Annotated in this window: 21 protein-coding genes; 10 read left to right on the top strand and 11 right to left on the bottom strand. The window is 69.5% G+C overall.

Annotation, left to right across the window (positions count from 1 at the left end):
- Positions 1–286 precede the first annotated feature (286 nt).
- The 3 genes from AAHM41_RS28560 to AAHM41_RS28570 are packed head-to-tail and all read right to left on the bottom strand — an operon-like array spanning position 287 to position 3,290.
- Positions 287–937 carry a ThuA domain-containing protein gene (locus AAHM41_RS28560; RefSeq protein WP_342240009.1) on the bottom strand — a complete coding sequence of 217 codons (651 nt, stop codon included), beginning with the start codon at positions 935–937 and terminating at the stop codon, positions 287–289.
- Between the two features lie 17 nt (positions 938–954).
- Entirely contained in the window at positions 955–2,058 is a 1,104-nt protein-coding gene (locus AAHM41_RS28565) for a Gfo/Idh/MocA family protein (RefSeq protein ID WP_342240010.1), read from the bottom strand.
- A gap of 11 nt (positions 2,059–2,069) precedes the next feature.
- A complete protein-coding gene (locus AAHM41_RS28570) occupies positions 2,070–3,290 on the bottom strand; it encodes an ROK family protein (RefSeq protein ID WP_342240011.1) in 1,221 nt (406 codons plus the stop codon).
- Positions 3,291–3,539: 249 nt separating this feature from the next.
- Here AAHM41_RS28570 and AAHM41_RS28575 point away from each other — a divergent pair, with 249 nt between their 5' ends.
- The 5 genes from AAHM41_RS28575 (at position 3,540) to AAHM41_RS28595 (ending at position 9,050) form a co-directional block, all read left to right on the top strand.
- Positions 3,540–3,680: a hypothetical protein gene (locus tag AAHM41_RS28575; protein WP_342240012.1), complete on the top strand. Its 141-nt coding sequence runs from the start codon at positions 3,540–3,542 to the stop codon at positions 3,678–3,680.
- A gap of 29 nt (positions 3,681–3,709) precedes the next feature.
- A complete protein-coding gene (locus AAHM41_RS28580) occupies positions 3,710–5,698 on the top strand; it encodes an aldo/keto reductase (RefSeq protein ID WP_342240013.1) in 1,989 nt (662 codons plus the stop codon).
- A 58-nt stretch (positions 5,699–5,756) separates the two neighbouring features.
- Positions 5,757–7,016, top strand: a complete 1,260-nt coding sequence (locus tag AAHM41_RS28585; protein ID WP_342240014.1) for an ABC transporter substrate-binding protein — start codon at positions 5,757–5,759, stop codon at positions 7,014–7,016.
- 277 nt (positions 7,017–7,293) lie between these two features.
- Positions 7,294–8,211, top strand: coding sequence for a carbohydrate ABC transporter permease (locus AAHM41_RS28590; RefSeq protein WP_342240015.1), 918 nt, complete (start codon positions 7,294–7,296; stop codon positions 8,209–8,211).
- 5 nt (positions 8,212–8,216) lie between these two features.
- Positions 8,217–9,050, top strand: a complete 834-nt coding sequence (locus AAHM41_RS28595; protein WP_342240016.1) for a carbohydrate ABC transporter permease — start codon at positions 8,217–8,219, stop codon at positions 9,048–9,050.
- 25 nt (positions 9,051–9,075) lie between these two features.
- Here AAHM41_RS28595 and tauD read toward each other — a convergent pair whose 3' ends face one another.
- Genes tauD through tauA form a run of 4 tightly spaced genes read right to left on the bottom strand, consistent with a single transcriptional unit; the run spans position 9,076 to position 12,638 of the window.
- Positions 9,076–9,924, bottom strand: a complete 849-nt coding sequence (gene tauD / locus AAHM41_RS28600) for a taurine dioxygenase (RefSeq protein WP_342240017.1) — start codon at positions 9,922–9,924, stop codon at positions 9,076–9,078.
- A gap of 44 nt (positions 9,925–9,968) precedes the next feature.
- On the bottom strand, positions 9,969–10,805 hold the full coding sequence (tauC, locus tag AAHM41_RS28605) for a taurine ABC transporter permease TauC (RefSeq protein WP_342240018.1): 837 nt from the start codon (positions 10,803–10,805) through the stop codon (positions 9,969–9,971).
- Between the two features lie 13 nt (positions 10,806–10,818).
- The gene (tauB, locus tag AAHM41_RS28610) at positions 10,819–11,598 is read right to left on the bottom strand and encodes a taurine ABC transporter ATP-binding subunit (RefSeq protein WP_342240019.1); all 780 of its coding nucleotides are present in this window, start codon (positions 11,596–11,598) and stop codon (positions 10,819–10,821) included.
- 20 nt (positions 11,599–11,618) lie between these two features.
- On the bottom strand, positions 11,619–12,638 hold the full coding sequence (gene tauA / locus AAHM41_RS28615; RefSeq protein WP_342240020.1) for a taurine ABC transporter substrate-binding protein: 1,020 nt from the start codon (positions 12,636–12,638) through the stop codon (positions 11,619–11,621).
- A 573-nt stretch (positions 12,639–13,211) separates the two neighbouring features.
- Between tauA and AAHM41_RS28620 the strand changes: the two genes are divergently transcribed.
- From AAHM41_RS28620 to AAHM41_RS28630, 3 genes are all read left to right on the top strand, one after another.
- Complete coding sequence (locus tag AAHM41_RS28620; RefSeq protein ID WP_342240021.1) at positions 13,212–15,878, top strand: beta strand repeat-containing protein; 2,667 nt, start codon at positions 13,212–13,214, stop codon at positions 15,876–15,878.
- Positions 15,879–15,971: 93 nt separating this feature from the next.
- Positions 15,972–16,688, top strand: coding sequence for a M48 family metallopeptidase (locus AAHM41_RS28625; protein WP_342240022.1), 717 nt, complete (start codon positions 15,972–15,974; stop codon positions 16,686–16,688).
- A complete protein-coding gene (locus tag AAHM41_RS28630) occupies positions 16,681–17,895 on the top strand; it encodes a multidrug effflux MFS transporter (protein WP_342240023.1) in 1,215 nt (404 codons plus the stop codon). The genes AAHM41_RS28625 and AAHM41_RS28630 overlap by 8 nt, the downstream gene beginning before the upstream one ends.
- On the opposite strand, the gene AAHM41_RS28635 is transcribed toward AAHM41_RS28630, so the two are convergent.
- Complete coding sequence (locus AAHM41_RS28635) at positions 17,873–18,193, bottom strand: hypothetical protein (protein ID WP_342240024.1); 321 nt, start codon at positions 18,191–18,193, stop codon at positions 17,873–17,875. The two genes, AAHM41_RS28630 and AAHM41_RS28635, sit on opposite strands and share 23 nt — an antisense overlap.
- A gap of 123 nt (positions 18,194–18,316) precedes the next feature.
- Complete coding sequence (locus tag AAHM41_RS28640) at positions 18,317–18,613, bottom strand: YciI family protein (RefSeq protein ID WP_342240025.1); 297 nt, start codon at positions 18,611–18,613, stop codon at positions 18,317–18,319.
- Between the two features lie 105 nt (positions 18,614–18,718).
- Here AAHM41_RS28640 and AAHM41_RS28645 point away from each other — a divergent pair, with 105 nt between their 5' ends.
- Both AAHM41_RS28645 and AAHM41_RS28650 read left to right on the top strand, forming a co-directional pair.
- Complete coding sequence (locus AAHM41_RS28645) at positions 18,719–19,495, top strand: SDR family NAD(P)-dependent oxidoreductase (RefSeq protein WP_342240026.1); 777 nt, start codon at positions 18,719–18,721, stop codon at positions 19,493–19,495.
- Complete coding sequence (locus AAHM41_RS28650; RefSeq protein WP_342240027.1) at positions 19,492–19,911, top strand: metallopeptidase family protein; 420 nt, start codon at positions 19,492–19,494, stop codon at positions 19,909–19,911. Before AAHM41_RS28645 ends, AAHM41_RS28650 begins: the two co-directional genes overlap by 4 nt.
- 6 nt (positions 19,912–19,917) lie before the next feature.
- On the opposite strand, the gene AAHM41_RS28655 is transcribed toward AAHM41_RS28650, so the two are convergent.
- The gene (locus tag AAHM41_RS28655) at positions 19,918–21,060 is read right to left on the bottom strand and encodes an AI-2E family transporter (RefSeq protein WP_342240028.1); all 1,143 of its coding nucleotides are present in this window, start codon (positions 21,058–21,060) and stop codon (positions 19,918–19,920) included.
- Positions 21,060–21,668, bottom strand: coding sequence for a uracil-DNA glycosylase family protein (locus AAHM41_RS28660; protein ID WP_342240029.1), 609 nt, complete (start codon positions 21,666–21,668; stop codon positions 21,060–21,062). The genes AAHM41_RS28655 and AAHM41_RS28660 overlap by 1 nt, the downstream gene beginning before the upstream one ends.
- Positions 21,669–21,677 lie beyond the last annotated feature (9 nt).

The following is a 21,677-nucleotide window of genomic DNA, read 5'->3' on the forward strand; positions in this document are numbered from 1 at the left end:
CATCTCGGGGGCTCGCAACGAGATCGGCCGAAAGCAAAATGAGTCCCCCCTCCCCTTGCGGGAGGGGGGTAGGGGGAGGGGGTTTTCGACACCAGAGCCGGCCTGAAACCTGGCGATCTGACCCCGGCGGCGAAGTCTGTCCTTTGCGCATTCGCGCGCGGACCCCTCCCCCTGCCCCCCTCCCGCAAGGGGAGGGGGGACTATAAAAGGTTGGGTCTCAGCCGTTTTGAAAAGGTCTCGCAAGCGGGAGAGGCAACGCGACTTCCTCAGGCGGTTGCTCTCGAGATCACGCCTCCCGCGCCGCCCACAGCAGCCCGCGATGCAGGATGGTCTTCATCGACCGGTTCTCGAACTCCTCCACCCGGTGGCCGAGCGCGCTGTAGAACACCCGGCCGGCGCCGTGCCGGCGCTTCCACACCACCGGCATGGTGTGGCCGGCGATCCAGGGTGCGTGCTCGCCGGTGAAGGTGGTCTCGGCCAGCACCTCGTTGTTCGGGTCGACATGCATGTAGTACTGCTCGGACCGGTAGGCGAAATCCTCGATCCCCTGCATCACCGGATCGTCCGGCCGGGTCACCCGCACCTGGTAGTCGATGATGTTGCCGGGATGGGCCACCCACTGGCCGCCGGTCATGAACTGGTAGGCGACCTCGTTGCGGAAGGCGTCGCACATGCCGCCGTGGAAGCCGGCCAGGCCGACCCCGCTCTCGACCGCGGCGGTCAGGTTGGTGACCTCCTCCTTCTCCATGGTCGACATGGTGTAGATCGGCACGATCAGGTGCATGTCCTTCAAGGCCGGGTCGGCGAAGGCCTCGGTGGTGTCCTCGATGAACACTTCGAAGCCGTCGCCGCGCAACATCCCGGCGACCTCATCCGCGCATTCCTTGGGGGTGTGGCCGTTCCAGCCGCCCCAGACGATCAGCGCCTGCCTCGTCATCGCTTCCTCTCCTTTTCTCAGGCGGCCCGGCCGAAGGCGGGCTCCACCGGCATCGGTTCCGGCCGCTCGCAGCGGCTTTCGATCTCGATCGGACGGCCCTCGCGGCCGGACCGCTCCACCGCCTCCATCACCTCCAGCACATGGAAGGCCAGCTCCGCATTGGCGCGGTGCGGCCGGCCGGTGCGGATGGCGTGGGCCAGGTCGGCCACGCCGATGATCCGGTAGTTGCCATCGCCATAGGCATGGCCGGTCGCCTCGGCCTTCCACTCGGTGCGGTCGACGGAGACCAGCACCTCGCCGCCGAAAATATTCGGGTCCGGCACGCTCAGCGACGCCGTCTCGCCATAGATCTCGATCGGCGCGTGGCGGTGGGCCGGGATGTCGAAGCTCATCACCATGGTGACCACGGCGCCGGAGGCGAAGGCCAGCGTGCCGGTGATGTGGGTCGGGGTGCCGACCGGCACCACCTGGCCGGCGCGCGGACCGCTGACGATGCGGCGCTCGGTGTAGGCGGCGGCGACCGTCCCGGTCACCCGCGCCACCGGGCCCAGCATGTTGACCAGCGTGGTCAGGTAGTAGGGGCCCATGTCGAACAGCGGGCCGCCGCCCTTGGCATAGTAGAAGTCCGGGTTGGGGTGCCAGCGCTCATGCCCCGGCACCATCATGAAGGCGGTGCCGGCGACCGGCCGGCCGATCCGCCCGGCATCGATCAGGGCGCGCGCCGTCTGCTGCCCGGCGCCGAGGAAGGTGTCGGGGGCGCTGCCGACGCGCACGCCCCTGGCCTTGGCAGCGTCCAGCAGGGTGCGGCCCTCGGCGACGCTGACCGCCAGCGGTTTCTCCGCATGCACATGCTTGCCGGCGGCGATCGCCTGCAGCCCGACCGGCACATGCGCCTGCGGCGTGGTCAGGTTCAGCACGATCTCGATCCCGGGATCGGCCAGCAGCTGCTCGATGCTCAGCGCCGCGATGCCGAACTCGGCCGCCTTGGCCTGCGCCGCCTCCTGGTTCAGGTCGGCGCAGGCGCGGACCTGCAGGATCGGGAAGTTCGGCGCTGCCTTCAGATAGGCGCCGCTGATCACGCCGCAGCCGATGATGCCGACGCCGACCGGTCTCTCGCTCATGGTCCTCTCCGCTATCGGGGCATGCCCTGGCCGTTCCAGGGCGCTTCGTAGAGCTGCCGCAGCACCAGGCTGGCCGCACCGCGGGCCCAGGCGTCGTCGCTCCATTCATGCAGGATGATCTCGGTGCCGCGCCGGATCGGCGTCGGCACGATACGGTCGATGGTGGCCAGCAGCGCCGGCTCCATCAGGTCGCGGGCCTGGATCGCACTGCCGGCCACGATCACCTTGGGCGGGCTGTGCAGCGTGATCAGGTTGCCGACGGCGAAACCCAGGATGGCGCCGGCCTCCTCGAACAAGGCGCGGATCTCGGCCCGCCCGGCCCGCGCCATGTCGCGCAGCCGGCCGATGGCGCGCGGATCCTCCGGCGCGATCGGCCCGGCCTCGGCGCCCAGCAGGGCCCGGGCGCGGGTGACGATGCCGTGGTCGGAGACATAGGCGTCGATGCAGCCACGCTGGCCGCAGCGGCAGGGCAGCCCGTCCAGGGCCATCTTGGTGTGGCCGAACTCCGTCCCCATTCCGGCGGCGCCGCGATGCACGTCGCCGTTCAGGAACAGGCCGAGCCCGACCGAATCCTCGACCGTGACCACGGCGAAGGTGTCGCTGTCGCGGCCCTGGCCGAACCAGTGCTCGGCCAGGGTGACCAGATGCACGTCGTTCTCGACGATGGTGCGGACGCCCAGCCGTTCCTGCACCATCCCGGCCAGCGGCACGTCCGGCGCGCCCAGGATCGGGGTCCAGATGCAGGTCCCGCTGCGGCCGTCGATGAAGCCGGGCAGGCCGATGCCGATGCCGCCCAGCCGGTCGAGGCCGAGATCGGCGTCGCCGACGCAGCGGCGGATGCCGTCCTCCAGGATGTCGGCCACCACTTCCGGCGCCTGGCGGGCGACGCGGATCGGCAGCGACATGGTCCGAACCACATCGGCCTTGTAGTCGGTGACGGCGATGCTGATCTGGTGCGGCGCCAGCTTGACGCCGCAGACGAAGGCGGCCTCGCGGTTCAGCTCCAGCATCACCCGCGGCCGGCCGCGCGCCGCGGTGCCGACGCCCTCGACCGCCCGGGCCAGCACCAGATTCTCCTCGATCAGCCCGCCGGTGATGGCCGAAATGGTGGCCGGCGCCAGCTCGGTGCGCTGCACGATCTCGACCCGCGAGATCGGACCAAAGCGCCGCACCACGTCCAGCACATGGAAGCGGTTGATCGCCCGCATCAGCTCCGGATCGGCGGTCTTCATTCTGTCAGGATCCGAATTTTATGGTGCGGCGCACCATGCCGGGACTTTCGGTGCGGTTGGGGGCGAACGGCCTCGCCTGGTCTCGATTCAGCGCTTCCATCCCCTCCGCCGGGCCATATTGTTTCGAATTCTCGGCAATCATCCGATTTTTCGATCTTGACAGGTCCCACCCTAGCCGGTCTGATAAATTCGTAAAACGAAAAAATTAGCTGCCGTTCGTCCGGATGCGGCAATCGGGGAGAAAAGCACATGGAGAGGCCTCGCTTCGCCACCCGCAGCGACCTGACCGCCGCCGCGGAGGTGGCCGTGGCCGTCCCGCCAGTGGCAATGTTCTTCCCGATGCAGCGCCACTTCATCGCCGGCCTGACCATGGGGGCGGTGAAGGGCTGATGACACTCTCGACAGACGGAAACACAGGCATGGGTACGGAAGCGAAGCTGCGTTGGGGCATTCTCGGGCCGGGACGGATCGCCCGGGACTTCGCCGGGGGCGTGGCCCGGTCGCGCACCGGGCGGCTGGTGGCGATCGGCACGCGCGATGCGGCCAGGCCGGGGCTGGCCGAGGCCTTCCCCGGCGCCCGGATCCATGCCGGCTACGAGGCGCTGCTGGCTGACCCCGAGGTCGACGCCGTCTACATCGCCACGCCGCATCCGGGCCATGTGCATTGGGGCATCCGCGCCGCCGAGGCCGGCAAGCACGTGCTGTGCGAGAAGCCGATCGCGGTCAACGCCTATGACGCCATGGCGCTGGTCGACGCGGCGCGCCGGGCGGGCGTCTTTCTGGCCGAGGCCTACATGTACCGCGCCCATCCGCAGACCCGGCGGCTGGCGGAGCTGGTGGCGGGCGGCGCGATCGGCGAGGTGCGCATGATCCAGGCCAGCTTCGGCTTCGCTGCCAAGTTCAACGCCGAGCATCGCCTGTTCGCCAACGACCTGGCCGGCGGCGGCATCCTCGACGTCGGCGGCTATCCGGTGTCGATGGCGCGGCTGGTCGCCGGCGCCGCCTCGGGCAAGCCGTTCCTCGACCCGGTGAAGGTCACCGGCGCCGGCCATCTCGGCCGCAGCGGCGTCGACGAATGGACCGCGGCGGTGCTGGAGTTTCCGGGCGGCATCGTCGCCCAGGTGGCCACCGGCGTGTCGCTGGCGCTCGAGAACACGGTTCGGATCTTCGGCACCGAGGGGAGGATCGAGGTCGCCTCGCCCTGGTTCTGCAGCGGCAAGGAGGGCGGCAGCAGCGCCATCGTCATCACCCGGGCCGACGGGACGTCCGAGACCGTGGCGATCGAGGAGCCGGGCTGGCTCTACGCCTTCGAGGCCGATGCCGTCGGCGATGCGGTGGCGGCCGGGCAGCGCGAGGCGGCCTTCATGACCCCGGCCGACAGCCTGGGCAACCTGAAGACCATGGATGCCTGGCGCGCCGCGATCGGCCTGGAATATGCGCTGGAGACGCCGGCCCGCCGCACCGGCCCGGTCGACGGCCGGCCGCTCAAGGCCGGCGCCATGCGCCGGATCGATCTGCCCGGCGCCGCCCGCCCGGCCTCGGCCCTGGCGATCGGCGCCGTCGGGATCGAGAACATCAGCCAGGCCGGGATGCTGTTCGACCGCTTCTTCGAGCGCGGCGGCAACACCTTCGACACCGCCTGGATCTACCGCGCCGGCGGCTCCGACCGGGTGCTCGGCCAGTGGCTGGCCAGCCGCGGCGTGCGCGACGAGGTGGTGCTGATCGGCAAGGGCGCGCATGCGCCGCTGTGCTACCCCGACGTGATCCCGCGCCAGCTGACGGAATCGCTCGACCGGCTGCACACCGGCCGGCTCGACCTCTATCTGATGCATCGCGACAACCCGGACATCCCGGTCGGCGAGTTCGTCGACGTGCTGGACGCCGAGATCCGGGCCGGCCGCATCGGCTCCTGGGGCGGGTCGAACTGGACGCGAGAGCGGCTGGACGAGGCGATCGCCTACGCCGAGGCCAACGGCAAGGCGGCGCCGGCCACGGTCAGCAACAATTTCAGCCTGGCGGAGATGGTCCAGCCGGTCTGGCCCGGCTGCATCGCCGCGGCGGATGCGGAGTGGAAGGCCTGGCTGCGGCAGCGGCGGATGCCGCTCCTGGCCTGGTCCAGCCAGGCCCGCGGCTTCTTCACCGACCGCGCCGGCCGCGACAAGCAGCAGGATCCGGAGCTGGTGCGCTGCTGGTACGGCGAGGCGAATTTCCGCCGCCGCGACCGTGCGGCCGAGCTCGGCGCCAAGCGGGGCCGCTCGGCGAACCAGGTGGCCCTGGCCTATTGCCTGCACCAGGACTTCCCGGTGCTGCCGCTGATCGGCCCGCTGACGCTGGAGGAGCTGGAGGATTCGCTGCAGGCGCTCGACATCGCGCTGACGCCCGAGGAGGTGCGCTGGCTCGAAGGGTAGACGTCGTTCCAGTCAATCCGCCGTCGGCAGCGGCGGCGGAAACAGGGAGGAGACAATCATGAACAAGATGCTGTCGGGCCTTGCGGCTTTCGCCGCCGCGGGCCTTCTGTCCGGCGCCGCCATGGCCGACGTCACGGTCAAATGGCTGCACATCGAGAACACGCCGGGCACGGTCGCCTGGATGGAGAGCGTCGCTCGCGCCTATGAGGCGGCGCATCCCGGCGTCACCATCCAGATGCAGTATCTGGAGAACGAGGCCTACAAGGCCAAGCTGCCGACCACGCTGCAATCCGCCGATCGCCCGAACATCATCTACAGCTGGGGCGGCGGCGTGCTGCGCGACCAGATCAAGGCCGGGGTGATCGAGGACCTGACCGACGCGGTGAAGGGCGAATGGGCCGACCGGATCAGCCCGGCCGCGCTCGAGGCCTTCACCGTCGACGGCCATGTCTGGGGCGTGCCGGTGCTGGCCTCGCAGGTCGGCTTCTGGTTCAACAAGCCACTCTTGGCCAAGGCCGGGGTCAAGGCCGAGGACATCAAGAGCTGGGACGACCTGCTGTCGGCGGTGAAGACGATCAAGGCCGCCGGCATCGTGCCGCTGGCGACCGGCGGCGCCGACAAATGGCCGATCCATTTCTACTGGACCCTGCTGGCCATGCGGATCGGCGGCAAGGACGCGTTCCAGGCCGCCTACAACCAGTCCGGCGACGGCTTCGACGGGCCGGTCTTCGTCAAGGCCGGCGAGCAGCTGAAGGCGTTGGCGGCGCTGGAGCCGTTCGAGCCCGGCTATCTCGGCCTGACCAACCCGCAGGCCGCCGGCTATTTCGGCGACGGCAAGGCCGCGATGCACCTGATGGGCAACTGGGACTATCTGAACAGCAAGAAGAACAGCGCCTCCGGCAAGGGCATCCCGGATGCGGAGCTCGGCTGGTTCCCGTTCCCGACAGTGGCCGGCGGTGCCGGTCAGCCGACCGACGTGCTCGGCGGCGTCAATGGCTGGCTGGTGACCAAAGGCTCGCCGCCGGAGGCGGTCGACTTCCTGAAGTTCCTGTCGAACAAGGAGAACCAGGAGAAGGCGGCGGAGCTCGGCGTCTACATCCCGGTGAACAAGGGCACGGCCGAGAAGCTGAAGAACCCGTATTTCCGGCAGATGGCGGAGAACATCGCCAAGTCGGGCTATTTCCAGGTGTTCTACGACCAGATGCTGGGCGCCAATGTCGGCCGGGTGGTGAACGACGTCACCACCGACATCGCCTCCGGCGCGACCGATCCGGAGGACGCGGCCGCCCAGGTCCAGGAAGCCTGGGAGATGCGGTGAGCCGGATGGAGAGGTCGGTGCGTTTCCGAGACGAATGGCTGCGTGAAGCCATGAAGCGGTCGCCATTCCTTTCCTTGTCCCCCCTCCCCTTGCGGGAGGGGAGTAGGGGGAGGGGGCTGCGCGCGTCTGCGCGCGAATGGTCGGGAGCGCACTTGCCGTCGAGACTGTCCTGCCGGATTCCATGGCCAGCTCGGGCCGAGGAAACCCCCTCCCCCTACCCCCCTCCCGCAAGGGGAGGGGGGACTCAGGTAGAGTCGGTCCTCAAGAGGGCACGCCAATGACGGCCGCGACCCTCACCCATGATCATGCCGCCGTCCGGCGCCGCCGCGTGGCGCTGCGGACGCAGGTGGCGCCGGTGGTGCTGATGCTGGTGCCGGCCCTCGCCCTGTTCACGATCTTCGTGATCCTGCCGATGGGCGAGGCCGGGTTCTACAGCCTGTTCAAATGGAACGGCTATGGCAGCCCCCAGGATTTCGTCGGGCTCCGAAACTTCGAGCTGCTGCTGCGCAACCGCACCTTCTGGTCGGCGCTGACCAACACCGGGCTGATCATCGCGGTGTCGCTGGCGATCCAGCTGCCCCTGGCCCTGGCCATGGCGCTGCTGCTGGCCGAGAAGCTGCGCGGCCGGGTGGCGTTCCGGATGGTGTTCTTCCTGCCCTACATCCTGGCCGAGGTCGCGACCGGGCTGATCTGGCAGTTCCTCTATGACGGCCAGTATGGCGCGGTCGCGCTGATCTGGGGCTGGTTCGGGGCCCAGGCGCCCTTCGTCCTGGCCGACCGCACCCTGGCGATGGCGGCGGTGCTGGTGCTGGTGGTGTGGAAGTATTTCGGCTTCCACATGATGATCTACATCGCCGGGCTGCAGGGCATCCCGTCCGAGATCATCGACGCGGCCCGGATCGACGGCGCCACGCCCTGGCAGATCGTGCGCCGGATCAAGATCCCGATGCTGTTCCCGACCATCCGCCTGTCGGTGTTCTTCTCTGTGGTCGGGGCGCTGCAGCTGTTCGACATGGTGATGGCGCTGACCCGGGGCGGCCCGTCCAACGCCACCCATTCGCTGGTGACCTATCTCTACACCTTCGGCCAGATGCGGATGGAGATCGGCTTCGGCAGCGCCGTCGGCGTGGTGCTGTTCCTGATCTGCGTCACCTTCTCGCTCGTCTACCGCCGCACCCTGATGCGAGGGGATTAGAGGCCATGGCCGCGCCCACGCTCCGCCCCTCCCTCCTGCCGCAATACCTGGTCCTGCTCGCGGTCGCCGGCATCGTCCTGGTGCCGCTGATCGCGGCGGCGCTGGGCGGGTTCAAGACGCTGGGCGAGCTGCGGGTCAACCCGCTGGGCCTGCCGGCCAGCTGGGCCGGCCCGGTCTACTGGGAGATCCTGGGCTCGGCGCGGCTCTGGCGCATGCTGTTCAACTCCGCCGTCATCGCCGGCCTCACCGTCGGGCTGGTGCTGGTCGTCGGCTCGATGGCGGCCTTCATCTTCGCCCATGTCGTGTTCTTCGGCAGCCGCATGCTGCTGAACTACCTCTTGCTGGGGCTGATGTTCCCGGCGGCGACGGCGATGCTGCCGCTGTTCATCCGGGTCCGCGACCTCGGCCTGCTCGATACCTATTGGGGCGTGGTGCTGCCGCAGGTCGCCTTCGGCCTGGGCATGGCAATCCTGATGCTGCGCGGCTTCTTCCGCCAGCTGCCGTATGAGCTGTGGGAGGCGGCGCGGGTCGACGGCTGCGGCTATTTCCAGTTCTACCTGCGGATCACCCTGCCGCTGTCGCGGCCGATCCTGGCGACCGTGGCGGTCTTCTCCCTGGTCGCCAGCTGGAACAGCTACCTGCTGCCGCTGATCATGTTCAACACGCCGGAGATGTATCCCTGGCCGCTCGGGATCATGAACTACCAGGGCGAGTATTCCACCGAGTGGAACAAGATCCTGGCCTTCGTCACCCTGACCCTGGCGCCGGCGATCGTGTTCTTCCTGCTGGCCCAGCGCCACATCGTCGCCGGCCTGGCCAAGGGGGCGGTGAAGGGGTAGGGCGGGCAGCAGGCCCGCCCACCGGTCACACCGGCCGGTCGCCGAGGATGGTGGCGCGGTGCATCACCCGCCGGTTCGGCAGGTAGTCGGCCAGGGCGTAGTGCTGGGTGCAGCGGTTGTCCCAGAAGGCGACGTCGCCCGCCTTCCAGCGCCAGCGCACGGTGAATTCCGGCTTGGCCACATGGTCGAACAGGAAGCGCAGCACCGCGTCGCTCTCCTTGGCCGAAAAGCCGAGGATCCGGGTGGTGAAGCCCTCGTTGACGAACAGCCCCTTGCGGCCGGTCGCCGGATGGGTGCGCACCACCGGGTGGATCACCGGCGGGTTCTTGTCGCGCGCGATCTGCCAGCGCTCGCGCTCCTCCGGCGCGGTGAACCGCTCTGGCGGGAAGGATTTGGCGAAGTCGTGCAGCGCCGTCAGCCCGGTGAGGAAGGCCTGCCAGGGCGCGGCCAGCGCTTCGAAGGCGGCGATGCTGCTGGACCAGCTGGTGTCGCCGCCGAAGGGCGGCAGCTGCTTCGCCGCCAGCACCGCGCCCAGCGGCGGGGTCTCGATGAAGGTGACGTCGGTGTGCCAGTTGTCGTTGTCCGGCTGGTTGTCCGGATGGGTGTCGAGGATGATGATCTCCGGCACCTCCTTCACATGCGGATAGACCGGGTGGACATGCAGCGCGCCGAAGCGGGCGGCGAAGTCGCGCTGCGCCGCCGGAGTCAGCTCCTGGTCTTCGAAGAACAGCACGTGATGCTGCAGCAGGGCGCGGTTGATCGCGGCGATGGTGGCGTCGCCCAGCGGCTGCGCCAGGTTGATGCCGCGCATCACGGCACCGATGGCGGGGTTCAGCGGCTGGACGGAGAGGAGGGTCGACAGGCTGTCGGGCATGGCGGGACCTCTCTGTTGTTGGTTGTCTTCGGTCGGAACGGGTGTCAGCCGCGCCCGTGCCAGGGCGTCAGCCGGCGCTGCAGCAGGCGCAGCAGATATTCCAGCAGGAAGGCGATCGCGGCGATCACCAGGGTGCCCAGCACCACCACATCGGTGACCAGGAACTGCGCCGCGCTCTGGATCATGAAGCCGAGGCCGCTGGTGGCGGCGACCAGCTCGGCCGCCACCAGGGTCGACCAGCCGATGCCGAGGCCGATGCGCACCCCGGTCAGGATCTCCGGCAGTGCGTTCGGCAGGATGACATGGCGCAGCAGCTGGGCCCGGGTGGCGCCCAGCGAGCGGGCGGCGCGCAGCCGGTCGGACGGCACGGCGCGCACCCCGGCCGCGGTCGAGATCGCGATCGGGGCGAAGATGGCGAGGAAGATCACCAGGACCTTCGAGGTATCGCCGATGCCGAACCAGATCACGATCAGCGGCAGATAGGCCAAGGGCGGGATCGGCCGGTAGAACTCGATCAGCGGATCGAGGATGCCGTGCGCCACCCGGCTGGTGCCGATGGCGATGCCGACCGGAATCGCGACCACCAGCGCCAGCGCCAGGGCGGCGAAGACGCGGCCCAGGCTGGCGGCGAGGTGCTGCAGCAGCGTCGCATCGGCGAAGCCGGTGGCGGCCGTGGTGACGAGCTTGCCGAGCACCGCCTGCGGCGTCGGCAGGAACAGGGACGGGACGAGGCCGAGATTGGAGACGATCCCCCACAGGAGGAGGAGGCCCGCCACAGTGGCGAGGCTGATCAGCCTCGTCCCGCGGCCCTTGGCGCTTCCGGGGCGCCGCTGCGGGACCGGTCCCCTGCGGACAGGGGACGGCGCCGGTTTCTGGAGCACGATGTCCGCCAATTCAGGCCGCCTCGCACTCGAAGATCACATCCATCACCCGCTCGCGCAGGGCGATGAAGCCGGGGTCGGACTTGATCCGGCGCGCCGGCTCGCCGCTACAGTAGCGGCGGCCGAAATCCAGCCGTAGCTCCTCGACGATGCGGCCGGGCCGCGGTGACATCACGATCAGCCGGGTCGCCAGGAACAGGGCTTCCTCGATGCTGTGGGTGATCAGGAACAGGCTCTTGCCGGTGCGGTGCCACAGGTCCAGCAGCAGCTCCTGCATCCGCTCCCGCGTCAGCGCGTCGAGCGCGCCCAGCGGCTCGTCCAGCAGCAGCACCTCGGGGTCGGCGGCCAGCGCCCGGGCCAGGCCGACCCGCTGCTTCATGCCGCCCGACAGCTCCCACAGCCGCTGCCGCTCGAAGCCTTCCAGCCCGACCAGCCGCAGGATGCGCCGGGCCCGGTCGTCGCGCTCGGCCGGCGGAATGCCGCGCAGCCGCAGCGCAAAGCCGACATTGCCCAGCACGTCAAGCCAGGGGAACAGGGCGTCGTCCTGGAAGACGACGCCCCGCTCCACCCCAGGGCCGGTCACACGAACGCCGCCGAGTGTGACCGTCCCTGCCTCTGGCGCCAGGAAGCCCGCCATCAGGTTCAACAGCGTGGTCTTGCCGCATCCCGACCGGCCGAGGGCGACGACGAATTCGCCCGGCTCGATCGCGAGGGTGATCCGGTCCAGCGCGCGGACGTCGCCATCCGCCGCAGGATAGGTCACCGAAACGGCATTCACCGCCAGAACCGACATGGGCCTCTCCTGCGCCCGGTTCAGTTCGTCGCCCCAACCTGCGTATTGGGGGCCGTGGCGACGAAACGGGCGTCGACATAGGGCGCGTAATCCTCCAGCGCCTGGTCGATCTTGCCCTGCTCCTTCAGAAATGTCGCCGTGTCTGCGATCGCCTTGGCCGTGCCGCCGCCCAGCAGGGCCGGCCCGGCCTGCTCCGTCTTCACCGGGAAGACACTGCCCAGCAGCAGGGCCGGGATCTCCTCCGGCTTCGCCCCGGTCAGCTTGGCGATCTTGGCAACCTCTGCCGATGCCGCGCTCCAGGTCTTCGGGTCGGCGCGGTAGGCCGCGTATTGCTTCAGGGTCACGTCGGCGAAGGCCTGCACCGCCTTGGGATCCGCGTCGATCAGGTCGGCCCGGGCGATCCAGGCGTCGAAGGTCGGGGCGCCCCAGGACGCGACCTCGGTCGAGGTGACCAGGACCGTGCCGCTCTCCTTGATCTTGCCCAACGCAGGGTCCCAGACATAGGCGGCGTCGATGTCGCCGCGCTGCCAGGCCGCCGCGATCTCCGGCGGCCGCAGGTTCAGGATCCGGACCGAGGCCGGGTCGATGCCCCAATGCTTCAGCGCCGCCAGCAGGCTGTAATGGGTGGTCGAGACGAAGGGCACGGCCACCGCCTTGCCGGCCAGGTCGGCCGGCGTGTCGATGCCGGCGCCGTTGCGCACCACCAGCGCCTCGGCGTCGCCGATCCCGATCGCGACCAGGATGGTGCGGATCGGCAGCTCGCGGCTGGCCGCGGCGGCCAGCGGGCTGGACCCGACATAGCCGATCTGGACCCCGCCGGAGGCGATGGCGGCGATGACGTCGGCGCCGCTGTCGAATTTGCGCCATTCGACCGGGCGGCCGATGGCCTTCTCGTACAGGCCGTCGGCCTGCGCCACCTTCGCCGGCTCGACCGTGCTCTGATAGCCGATGGTCAGCGGCTCCTCGGCCCGGGCGTAGTTGCCGATGACCACGGCGGCCGCACCGGCCAGCAGGGACCATCGCAGGATCTGGACGAACATTCGGGACAATCCTCGAACGAGCAGGCGCACTCGCGGGGCCGGTCGCGCATCGAACCCGATCAGGGAGCGCGGATCAGTCGGCCGGGGCACCGTTATGGCAGAGGGGAAGGGGCGGGGCTCAGGCTTGGCCGCGACAGCCGGGATCGCAGATGAGAGACATGGGCTTCGACTCCTCGAGACCACGAACCCGGTCGTGGCGCTTAGCGTTTGGTGACGCGGCGCAAGCTTCACTGGAAATTGCCGCGGCGCGATCCAGGACAGGACCGACAGGACACAGGCTTTCACAATCTCCTGGATCAAGTCAACACGATTCAACAATGACGCTTCATGGTTGTTGATTAAATTACATGTTCTATAATGTATATCCTTCAAGGACTGCCCTCCTGGCCTTGTGACCGGATGGGCCGCAACCGGTCATTTCGGGTGCAAAATATTTTAGGCAAATCTGTGCATATCATGGTGTTCGGGCGTATGATGTCACCGTGGCGCAGTCGAGCCCATCCCTTCAGACCGAGCGGCCGCGAGCAGTTTCGACGGCATCGGCGGGCCGCTGGCCACGGGGAGATATTTTTCATGGCAATTATCAATGGCACCGCCGGCGCCGACAATTTGGTCGGGACAAGCGCCGCGGATCAGATCAACGGACTAGCCGGTAACGACACCATCAACGCAGGGACCCGGCCGACCGTCACCGGCTCCGGCATCGACGTGGTCGATGGCGGAACGGGCTTCGACACGCTGGTGGTCAACTGCTCCGGCGAGACCCAGTCGGTGCAGCTGTTCGCCGGCGGGTCGCCGACCTTCCAGGTCCGGTCGACCTCCGGCAATTTCTTCGTCGACGCCTACAATATGGAAGCGGTGAACTTCACCGGCGGCTCCGGCAACGATTCGATCGACACCGGCGAGCGGTCCGGGGCGGTGAATGGCGGTGCCGGCATCGACCATTGGTTCGCCAATCTGGGCGGGCTGTTCACCGGCGTGACCTTCACCCTGGGGACCACGACATCGATCGCCGCCGCGGGGCTGAGCTCGATCCTGAGCATCGAGCGCATCAGCCTGACCACCGGCGCCGGCAACGACACCATCACCGGCGGCGCCCAAGCCGACATCCTCTCGACCGGCGACGGCAACGACACCATCGACGCCAAGACGCGGCCGACGCTGGCCGGGTCCGGGACCGATGTCGTCGACGGCGGGCTGGACACCGACACGCTGGTCGTCAACGCCGCGGCCGAGACCCAGTCGGTGCAGCTGTTCACCGGCGGGTCGCCGACTTTCCAGGTGCGTTCGACCTCGAACAACTTCTACGTCGACGCCTACAACATGGAGGTGATCAAGTTCACCGGCGGCTCCGGCGCCGACCAGATCCACACCGGCACCCGGGGCGGGACGGTGAACGGCGGCGCCGGCATCGATTTCTGGGAGGCCGATCTGAGCGGGCTGGCCTCGGCCGTGGCGTTCCAACTGGGGACCACGACGTCGATCGCGGCGGCGGGGCTGACCTCGATCCTCGGGCTCGAACGGATCAGCCTGACCACCGGCAGCGGCAACGACAACATCATCGGCGGCACCCAGGCCGACACTATCAAGACCGGCAACGACATCGTCAACGCCAGGCTGCGGCCGACGGTGGCAGGGTCCGGCACCGATGTGGTCGACGGCGGCGCCGGCAGCGACACGCTGGTGGTCTATTGCGCGACCGAGACGCTGGGTGTGCAGCTGTTCACCGGCGGGTCGCCGACCTACCAGGTGCGCTCGGCCTCGAACAACTTCTACGTCGATGCCTACAACATGGAGGTTGTGCAGTTCACCGGCGGCTCCGGCGCGGACTTCATCCAGACCGGCACCCTCGGCGGAACGGTGAACGGCGGCGCCGGCATCGATCACTGGGATGCCGATCTGAGCGCGGTGGTCTCGGGCATCACCTTCACCCTGGGGACGACGACCTCGATCGCGGCGGCGGGGCTGACCTTGATCCTCGGGCTCGACCGCATCAAGCTGATCACCGGCGCCGGCAACGACGTGATCACCGGTGGCAGCCAGGCCGACGACATCAGGACAGGGGCCGGCAACGACACCATCGACGCCAAGACGCGGCCGACCGTGGCCGGGTCCGGGACCGACGTGGTCGACGGCGGCGCGGGCAGCGACACGCTGATCGTGAACGCCGCGGCCGAGACGCTGGGGGTGCAGCTGTTCACCGGCGGGTCGCCGACCTTCCAGCTGCGCTCGACCTCGAACAATTTCTACGTCGACGCCTACAACATGGAGGTCATCAAGGTCACCGGCGGCTCGGGGGCCGATTCGATCCAGACCGGCACCCGGGGCGGCACGGTCGACGGCGGCGCCGGCATCGACCACTGGCAGGCCGATCTCAGCGGGCTGGTCGCGGGCGTGACCTTCACCCTGGGGGCCACGACCTCGATCGCCGCGGCAGGGCTGACCTCGATCCTCGGGCTCGAGCGCATCACCCTGACCACCGGCGGCGGCAACGACGTGATCACCGGAGGCAGCCAGGCCGACAGCATCACCACCGGCGCCGGCAACGACAGCATCAATGCCAAGACCCGCCCCACGGCGGCGGGCTCCGGGACCGACGTGGTCGATGGCGGTACGGGCACCGATGCCCTGGTGGTCGACGCCTCGGCCGAGACCCAGTCTGTGCAGCTGTTCGCCGGCGGATCGCCGACCTTCCAGGTCCGGTCGACCGCCGGCAACTTCTATGTCGACGCCTACAACATGGAGACGGTGACGTTCCACGGCAGCAGCGCCGGCGACAGCATCACCGGCAACACCGGCGCCGACACCCTGAACGGCCGCGCCGGCGCCGATGCGATCGACGGCGGCCAGGGCGACGACAAGATCGACGGCGGCAGCGAGGCCGACTCGATCCGCGGCGGCCGCGGCGCCGATACGCTGACCGGCAGCACCGGCAACGACATGCTGGTGTACGGCACGGTGCTCGATTCCTGGGTGGCCGGCGCCAAGATCGACAGCGTCGCCGACTTCGTCAGCGGCTTCGACAAGTTCGACCTCTCGGGGATCGACGCCAACAACATCGGGGCGGACGGCAACCAGGCCTTCACCTTCATCGGCGGGGCTGGCTTCACCTTCGTCCGCGGCCAGCTGCGCTCGGCCGCCGGGGTGGTCGAGGCCGATGTGAACGGCGACGGCGTGGCCGATTTCCGAATCGTGCTGGCCAACGGCGCGGCTGCCGCCGCGGCTGATTTCGTGCTGTAGGGCGCGGCGCCGGGCCGGGGACGGCGGATCCGGGGGAAGCCGGCATCGCACTGCCGGATTCCCCTTCCGGCCGGGTCCGGCTATGGTCCGGCCATGCCCAGCCGGACCCGTCCCGAGGCCTCGCCCGCCCTTCTCGCCGTCACCGGCCTCGACCGGCCGGTGGCTCTGCGCCGCAATGCCCGGGCGCGGCGCCTCTCGCTCAAGCTCGACCCGGCGTCGGGCGAGGTCGTGGTGGTGGCGCCGCCACGGGTTCCGGCGCAGGTGATCGCCGATTTCGTCAACCGCCATGCCGAGTGGGTGCGCCGCCGCCGTGCCGCCATGCCGGGCCGGACCCCGTTCCACCCCGGCGCCGAGATCCCGATCCTCGGCACCCTGTACAAGATCGTCCACGACCCCGCGGCGGGCCGGGGCGTCCGCTGTGCCGATGGCGAACTCAGGGTTGGCGGTCCGGTCGACCATCTGGGCGCCCGGCTCGCCGCCTGGCTGCGGGCGGAGGCACGGTGCCAGCTCCTGATCCGCAGCCGCGCGGCGGCGCTCAGGCTCGGCGTCACCGTCGCCGCGGTGACGGTGCGCGACACCCGCAGCCGCTGGGGCAGCTGCGCCTCCAGCGGGCGGATCAGCTATTCCTGGCGCCTGCTGCTGGCGCCCGAATCCGTGCTCGACTATGTGGTCGCGCACGAGGTGGCGCATCTGGTCGAGATGAACCATTCCGCGCGCTTCTGGGCAGTGGTCGACCGGCTGCATCCGGAGCCCGACCGCTGCCGCGCCTGGCTGAAGGCCAAGGGACAGGGCCTGCATCTCTATGGCTGACCGGGTTGCCGGAGCCGGAGGCCTGCAGCCCTCGGCGATCATCGCCGTCGTCCTGACCCTGCTGACCGGCTTCGGGCCGATGTCGACGGATGTCTATCTGCCGTCGCTGCCGGCGCTGGTCACCGCCTTCGATACCGACGTCGCCACGGTGCAGCTCACCCTCAGCGTCTTCCTGGTCGGCTTCGCCGTGGCGCAGCTGGTCTACGGCCCGGTCTCGGACCGCTTCGGCCGGCGCCCGGCGATCCTGACCGGGGTGACCATCTTCACCGCCGCCAGCATCGCCTGCGCGCTCGCCACCTCGATCGAGATGCTGATCCTGTGCCGGTTCCTGCAGGCGCTCGGCGCCTGCTGCGGGCCGGTGCTGGGCCGTGCCGTGGTGCGCGACCTGTACGGGCCCGAACGCTCGGCCCGCATCCTCGCCTACATGTCGATGGCGATGGCCCTGGCGCCGGCGATCGGGCCGATCATCGGCGGCGTGCTGCAGCAGGAATTCGGCTGGCAGGCGACCTTCTGGCTGCTGGTCGGCTTCGGCGTGCTGATGCTGGCCTCGGTGCTCGGGCTGCTCGGCGAAAGCAACCGCCACCGCGACCCGCTGGCCACCAGCCCGACCCGGCTGGTCCGCAACTACGCCAGCCTGCTGCGCCACCGCCGCTACATCGGCTATGTCGCGATCGTCGCCTGCAGCTACAGCGCGATCTTCACCTTCATCTCGGGCTCGTCCTTCGTGCTGTCCGGCATGCTCGGCCTGTCGCCGCCGGTCTACGGCGCCTGCTTCGGCATCGTCTGCGTCGGCTATATCTGCGGCACCTTCGGCTCCGGCTGGCTGACGCTCAGGCTCGGCATCGACCGGATGATCGCAGCGGGGACCCTGGTGATGCTGGCCGGCGCCGCGGCAATGGCGGGGCTGGCCGTCGCCGGCGTGTTCACGGTCTGGGCGGTGGTCGGCCCGTTCTTCGTGGTGATGATCGGCGTCGGCCTGACCCTGCCCAACGCCATTGCCGGGGCGATCGCGCCGTTCCCGGCGATGGCCGGAACCGCCTCGGCGCTGATGGGCTTCCTGCAGATGACGCTGGCCGCCCTGGTCGGCATCGCCATCGGCCACGCCACCGGCAGCGACGGGCTGCCGATGGCAGTCGCCGTATTGCTGACAGCGCTCGGGGCGATGGCTGCGTTCCGGCTCCTGGTCAGAACGACTGTCGCCCGGTAAGGGGCGTCAGCGCCACATCCCGGCATCCGTGTGGGTGAAGTCGTCGCGACGCGTCGCTCCACGCTTCGTCCAGAATCTCGCTGGCGCTGCGTGGGTCCAGAAGGGGCCGGTTTGCGGCACGGCGTGTGATCGCGTTGACCTTCTCCATACCGACCGGAAGTGGACTCTGGACCGGGACAACGCCAAGCGCCTGCGCCTCGCGCTCGAGCGCGACGCGGATGACATCCTCGGGTTTCCGGCCGCTTCGGACGGCCATCAGGCGGGCGAGCTGTTCAGTCTCGCGAGGCAGGTGCAGCATGACGAAAGCCTCTCAATGCCATCAGAATATAGTGATCTTCGCGGTGTGATGACATGAATCCACGCGCTCGCGGCATGGCATCCGTGAGTATCTCCCGAAAAACCGGGTTTGGACGTGGGGGCGTCAGCCCTTCGAGCGGACGGCCAGCCGGAACGGCCTGATGTCGATCAACTGCCACACCCCGCCGGTGACATAGGGGTCGGCGGCGATGATGGCGTCCAGCGCCGCCCGGTCCGGCACCTCGTAGATGACGCTGGAGCCGATCATCCGGCCCTCGTCGTCCAGGATCGCGCCGCCGGCGATGATCACGCCCTCCTCGGCGTAGCGGCGGGCGCCGGCCAGATGCTGCTCGCGCGCCGCCAGGCGCCGGGCTGGGGCCTCGGCGTCGTCGCCATCCTTTGCCGTCACCAGGAACTGCATGGCTCTTCTCCTTCGTCGATCCGGCGAGCATAGCGGCGTTCGGCCCGGTCGCAACCAACCCTGCGATCTGCTACCCAAGGGCAGGACATTCGGGTGGAGGACGGCATGAAGGTCGAGGGTCTGGCGGTGGTGGTCACCGGGGCGGGATCGGGCATGGGGGCGGCGACCGCCCGGGCCTTGGCTGCGGCAGGCGCCAAGGTGGCGCTGCTCGATCTCAACCGCGACGCGGCCGAGGCGGTGGCGCGCGAGATCGGCGGCCTGGCCGTGGCCTGCGACGTCGGCGACGGCGAGTCCGTGGCCGCGGCGCTGGCGCAGGCGCGGGCGGCGCACGGCACGGCGCGGATCGCCGTGGCCTGCGCCGGCATCGCCCCGGGCGCCCGGCTGGTCGGCCGTGACGGCCCGCACGACCCGGCGCTGTTCGAGCGGGTGATCCGGGTCAACCTGCTCGGCACCTTCCACCTGTTGCGCCTGACCGCCGCGGCCATGGCGGCGGAGGACCCGTTGCCGGAGGCGGCCAGCGCCTCGGGCGAGCGCGGCCTGTTCGTCGCCACCGCCTCGGTCGCCGCCTATGAGGGCCAGGTCGGCCAGGTCGCCTATTCCGCCTCCAAGGGCGGGGTGGTCGGGCTGACCCTGCCGGCGGCGCGCGACTTGGCCAAGAGCGGCATCCGGGTGATGACCGTGGCGCCGGGGCTGATCGGCACGCCGATGATCGAGGCGATGCCGAGCCAAGTGCAGGACAGCCTGATCGCCACCACCCTGTTCCCGCAGCGCCTGGGCCGGCCGGAGGAGTTCGCACAGCTGGTCCTGCACATCGCCGCCAACGAGATGCTGAACGGGTCGGTGATCCGCCTCGACGGCGCCGTGCGGCTGGCGCCGCGATGAGCAGCTTCCCCAAGCCGGGCTTCACCGAGCCGCCCTCGACCGACGACCTGATCGAGCTGGCGGAGGAGGGGTTCGAGCGGATTCCGGCGCGGTTGCGCGCCATGGTCCGCGGCGTCGCCATCCAGGTGGTCGACTTCCCGGATGACGAGACGCTGGACGAGATGGGGCTGGAGAGCCCGTTCGACCTACTCGGCCTCTACACCGGCACGCCGTTCGGGCAGAAGACCTTCGCGATCGCGACCCGGCCGGACATGATCTTCCTCTACCGCCGGCCGATCCTCGACTATTGGTGCGAGACCGGCGAGGATCTCGGCCACGTCGTCCGCCACGTGCTGATCCACGAGATCGGCCACCATTTCGGCTTCTCCGACGACGACATGGAGGCGCTGGAGCAGGAGGCGGACGGGCAGGGCTGAGGCGCGCTACCCTTCCAGCAGGTGGCCGAGGGCGCGCAGGGGGCGCAGGCGATCGCAGACGATCTTGGTGATGGCCAGCATCGGCACCGCCAGGATGGCGCCGGGCACGCCCCACATCCAGTACCAGAAGATCAGAGCCAGGATCACCGCGACCGGGTTGATGGTGAAGCGCCGGGCCAGCACCATCGGCGTGATCCATTCGCCCTCGGCGACATGGATGCCGAGATACAGCGCGGCGGGCAGGATCGCGATCCAGGCCGGCCCCTCGGCCACCAGCCCGACCGCCAGGAACAGCGCGACGCCGAAGAACGGGCCCAGGATCGGCACGAAGTTCAGGCAGAAGGCGACCGCGCCCCACAGCACCGGCGCCGGGATGCCGCAGGCCCACATCACCAGCGCGGTGGCGACGCCGACCACGGCGTTGATCACGGTGACGGTCAGCAGATAGGCGGACAGGTCGTGCTCGATCCGCAGCGAGATCGACACCGCCTCCCGCTTCTCCATGAAGTTGGGCAGGATCTCGACGAAGCGGCGCAGGAAGATGTCGCCGAACACCAGCAGGTAGAACAGGATCAGCAGCGTCTCGAACAGGTGCGAGGCGACGGTGCTGGTGCCGGCGAAGACCGCGGTGACGATGTCGGTCGGGTGCTCCAGCAGCGTGCCGGCGCCGCCGAAATGCACGCCCATCTGCTCCAGCCGCTCCTGAAGCTGGTGCAGCGGGTCGGCGATGAAGGCGAATTTGGCCTGCAGCGCCGACCATTCGTTCGACAGGTTGCCGGCCCATTCGGCGGCCGGGCTGGTCAGCAGCGCGCCGATGCCGGCGAAGATCGCCAGCAGCAGCAGGATGGCAGCGATGGCGCCGATCGCGCGCGGGATCCGTGCCTTCTCCAGCAGCCGGACCAGCGGCTGCAGCAGCAGCTTCAGCACCACGGCCAGCACGATCGGCAGGACGATGTCGCGCGCGACATACAGCGCGACCGTCAGCGCCAGCAGGCACAGGATGCCGAGAAAGACCGTCTTCGGGTCCTGCGGCAGCGGCATCTCCGGAAAATGGCCGTTGCCGTTGCGCCCATGGGCGTCGGCCGGCGCGGCCTTGTCGGGATCGGCATGCATGGGCAGGTCCTGCGGTGACGGGGGTGGGACGGCCATCACGCGTCGCCTGCCAGCGCGGCAGCGGTCCTGGCCCGCAGCACCGGCAGGAGATCTGCCTCGAACCACGGGTTGCGCTTCAGCCAGCCGGTGTTGCGCCAGCTCGGATGCGGCAGGGGGATGAAATCGGGCAGATACTCGCGCCAGGCGGCCACCGTCTGCGCCACGCTCGGCTGTCGGCGCGGCCCGAGGTAGTAGGCCTGGGCCAGGCTGCCCACCAGCAGGGTCAGCCGGATCCCGGGCAGCAGCGGCCGCAGCCGCGGATGCCAGGTCTCGGCGCAGATCCGCGGCGGCGGATAGTCGCCGCCCTTCGGGTTGGTGCCCGGGAAGCACAGCCCCATCGACACCAGCGCCACCCGGTCCTCGTTATAGAAGGCGTCGCGGTCGAGGCCCAGCCATTGCCGCAGCCGGTCGCCGCTGGCGTCGGTCCAGGACAGGCCGGAGGCCTGCACCCGCGCGCCCGGCGCCTGGCCGACGATCAGGAGGCGCGCGGTCGTGGTCGCGCGCAGCACCGGGCGCGGCGCATGCGGCCACCGGCCGGCGCAGATCCGGCAGGCCCGCGCCTCGGCCAGCACCGCTGCAAGATCGTCCGTCGCCGTCGTCGCCATGCGTCCGGT

This window comes from Inquilinus sp. OTU3971, from assembly GCF_038440215.1.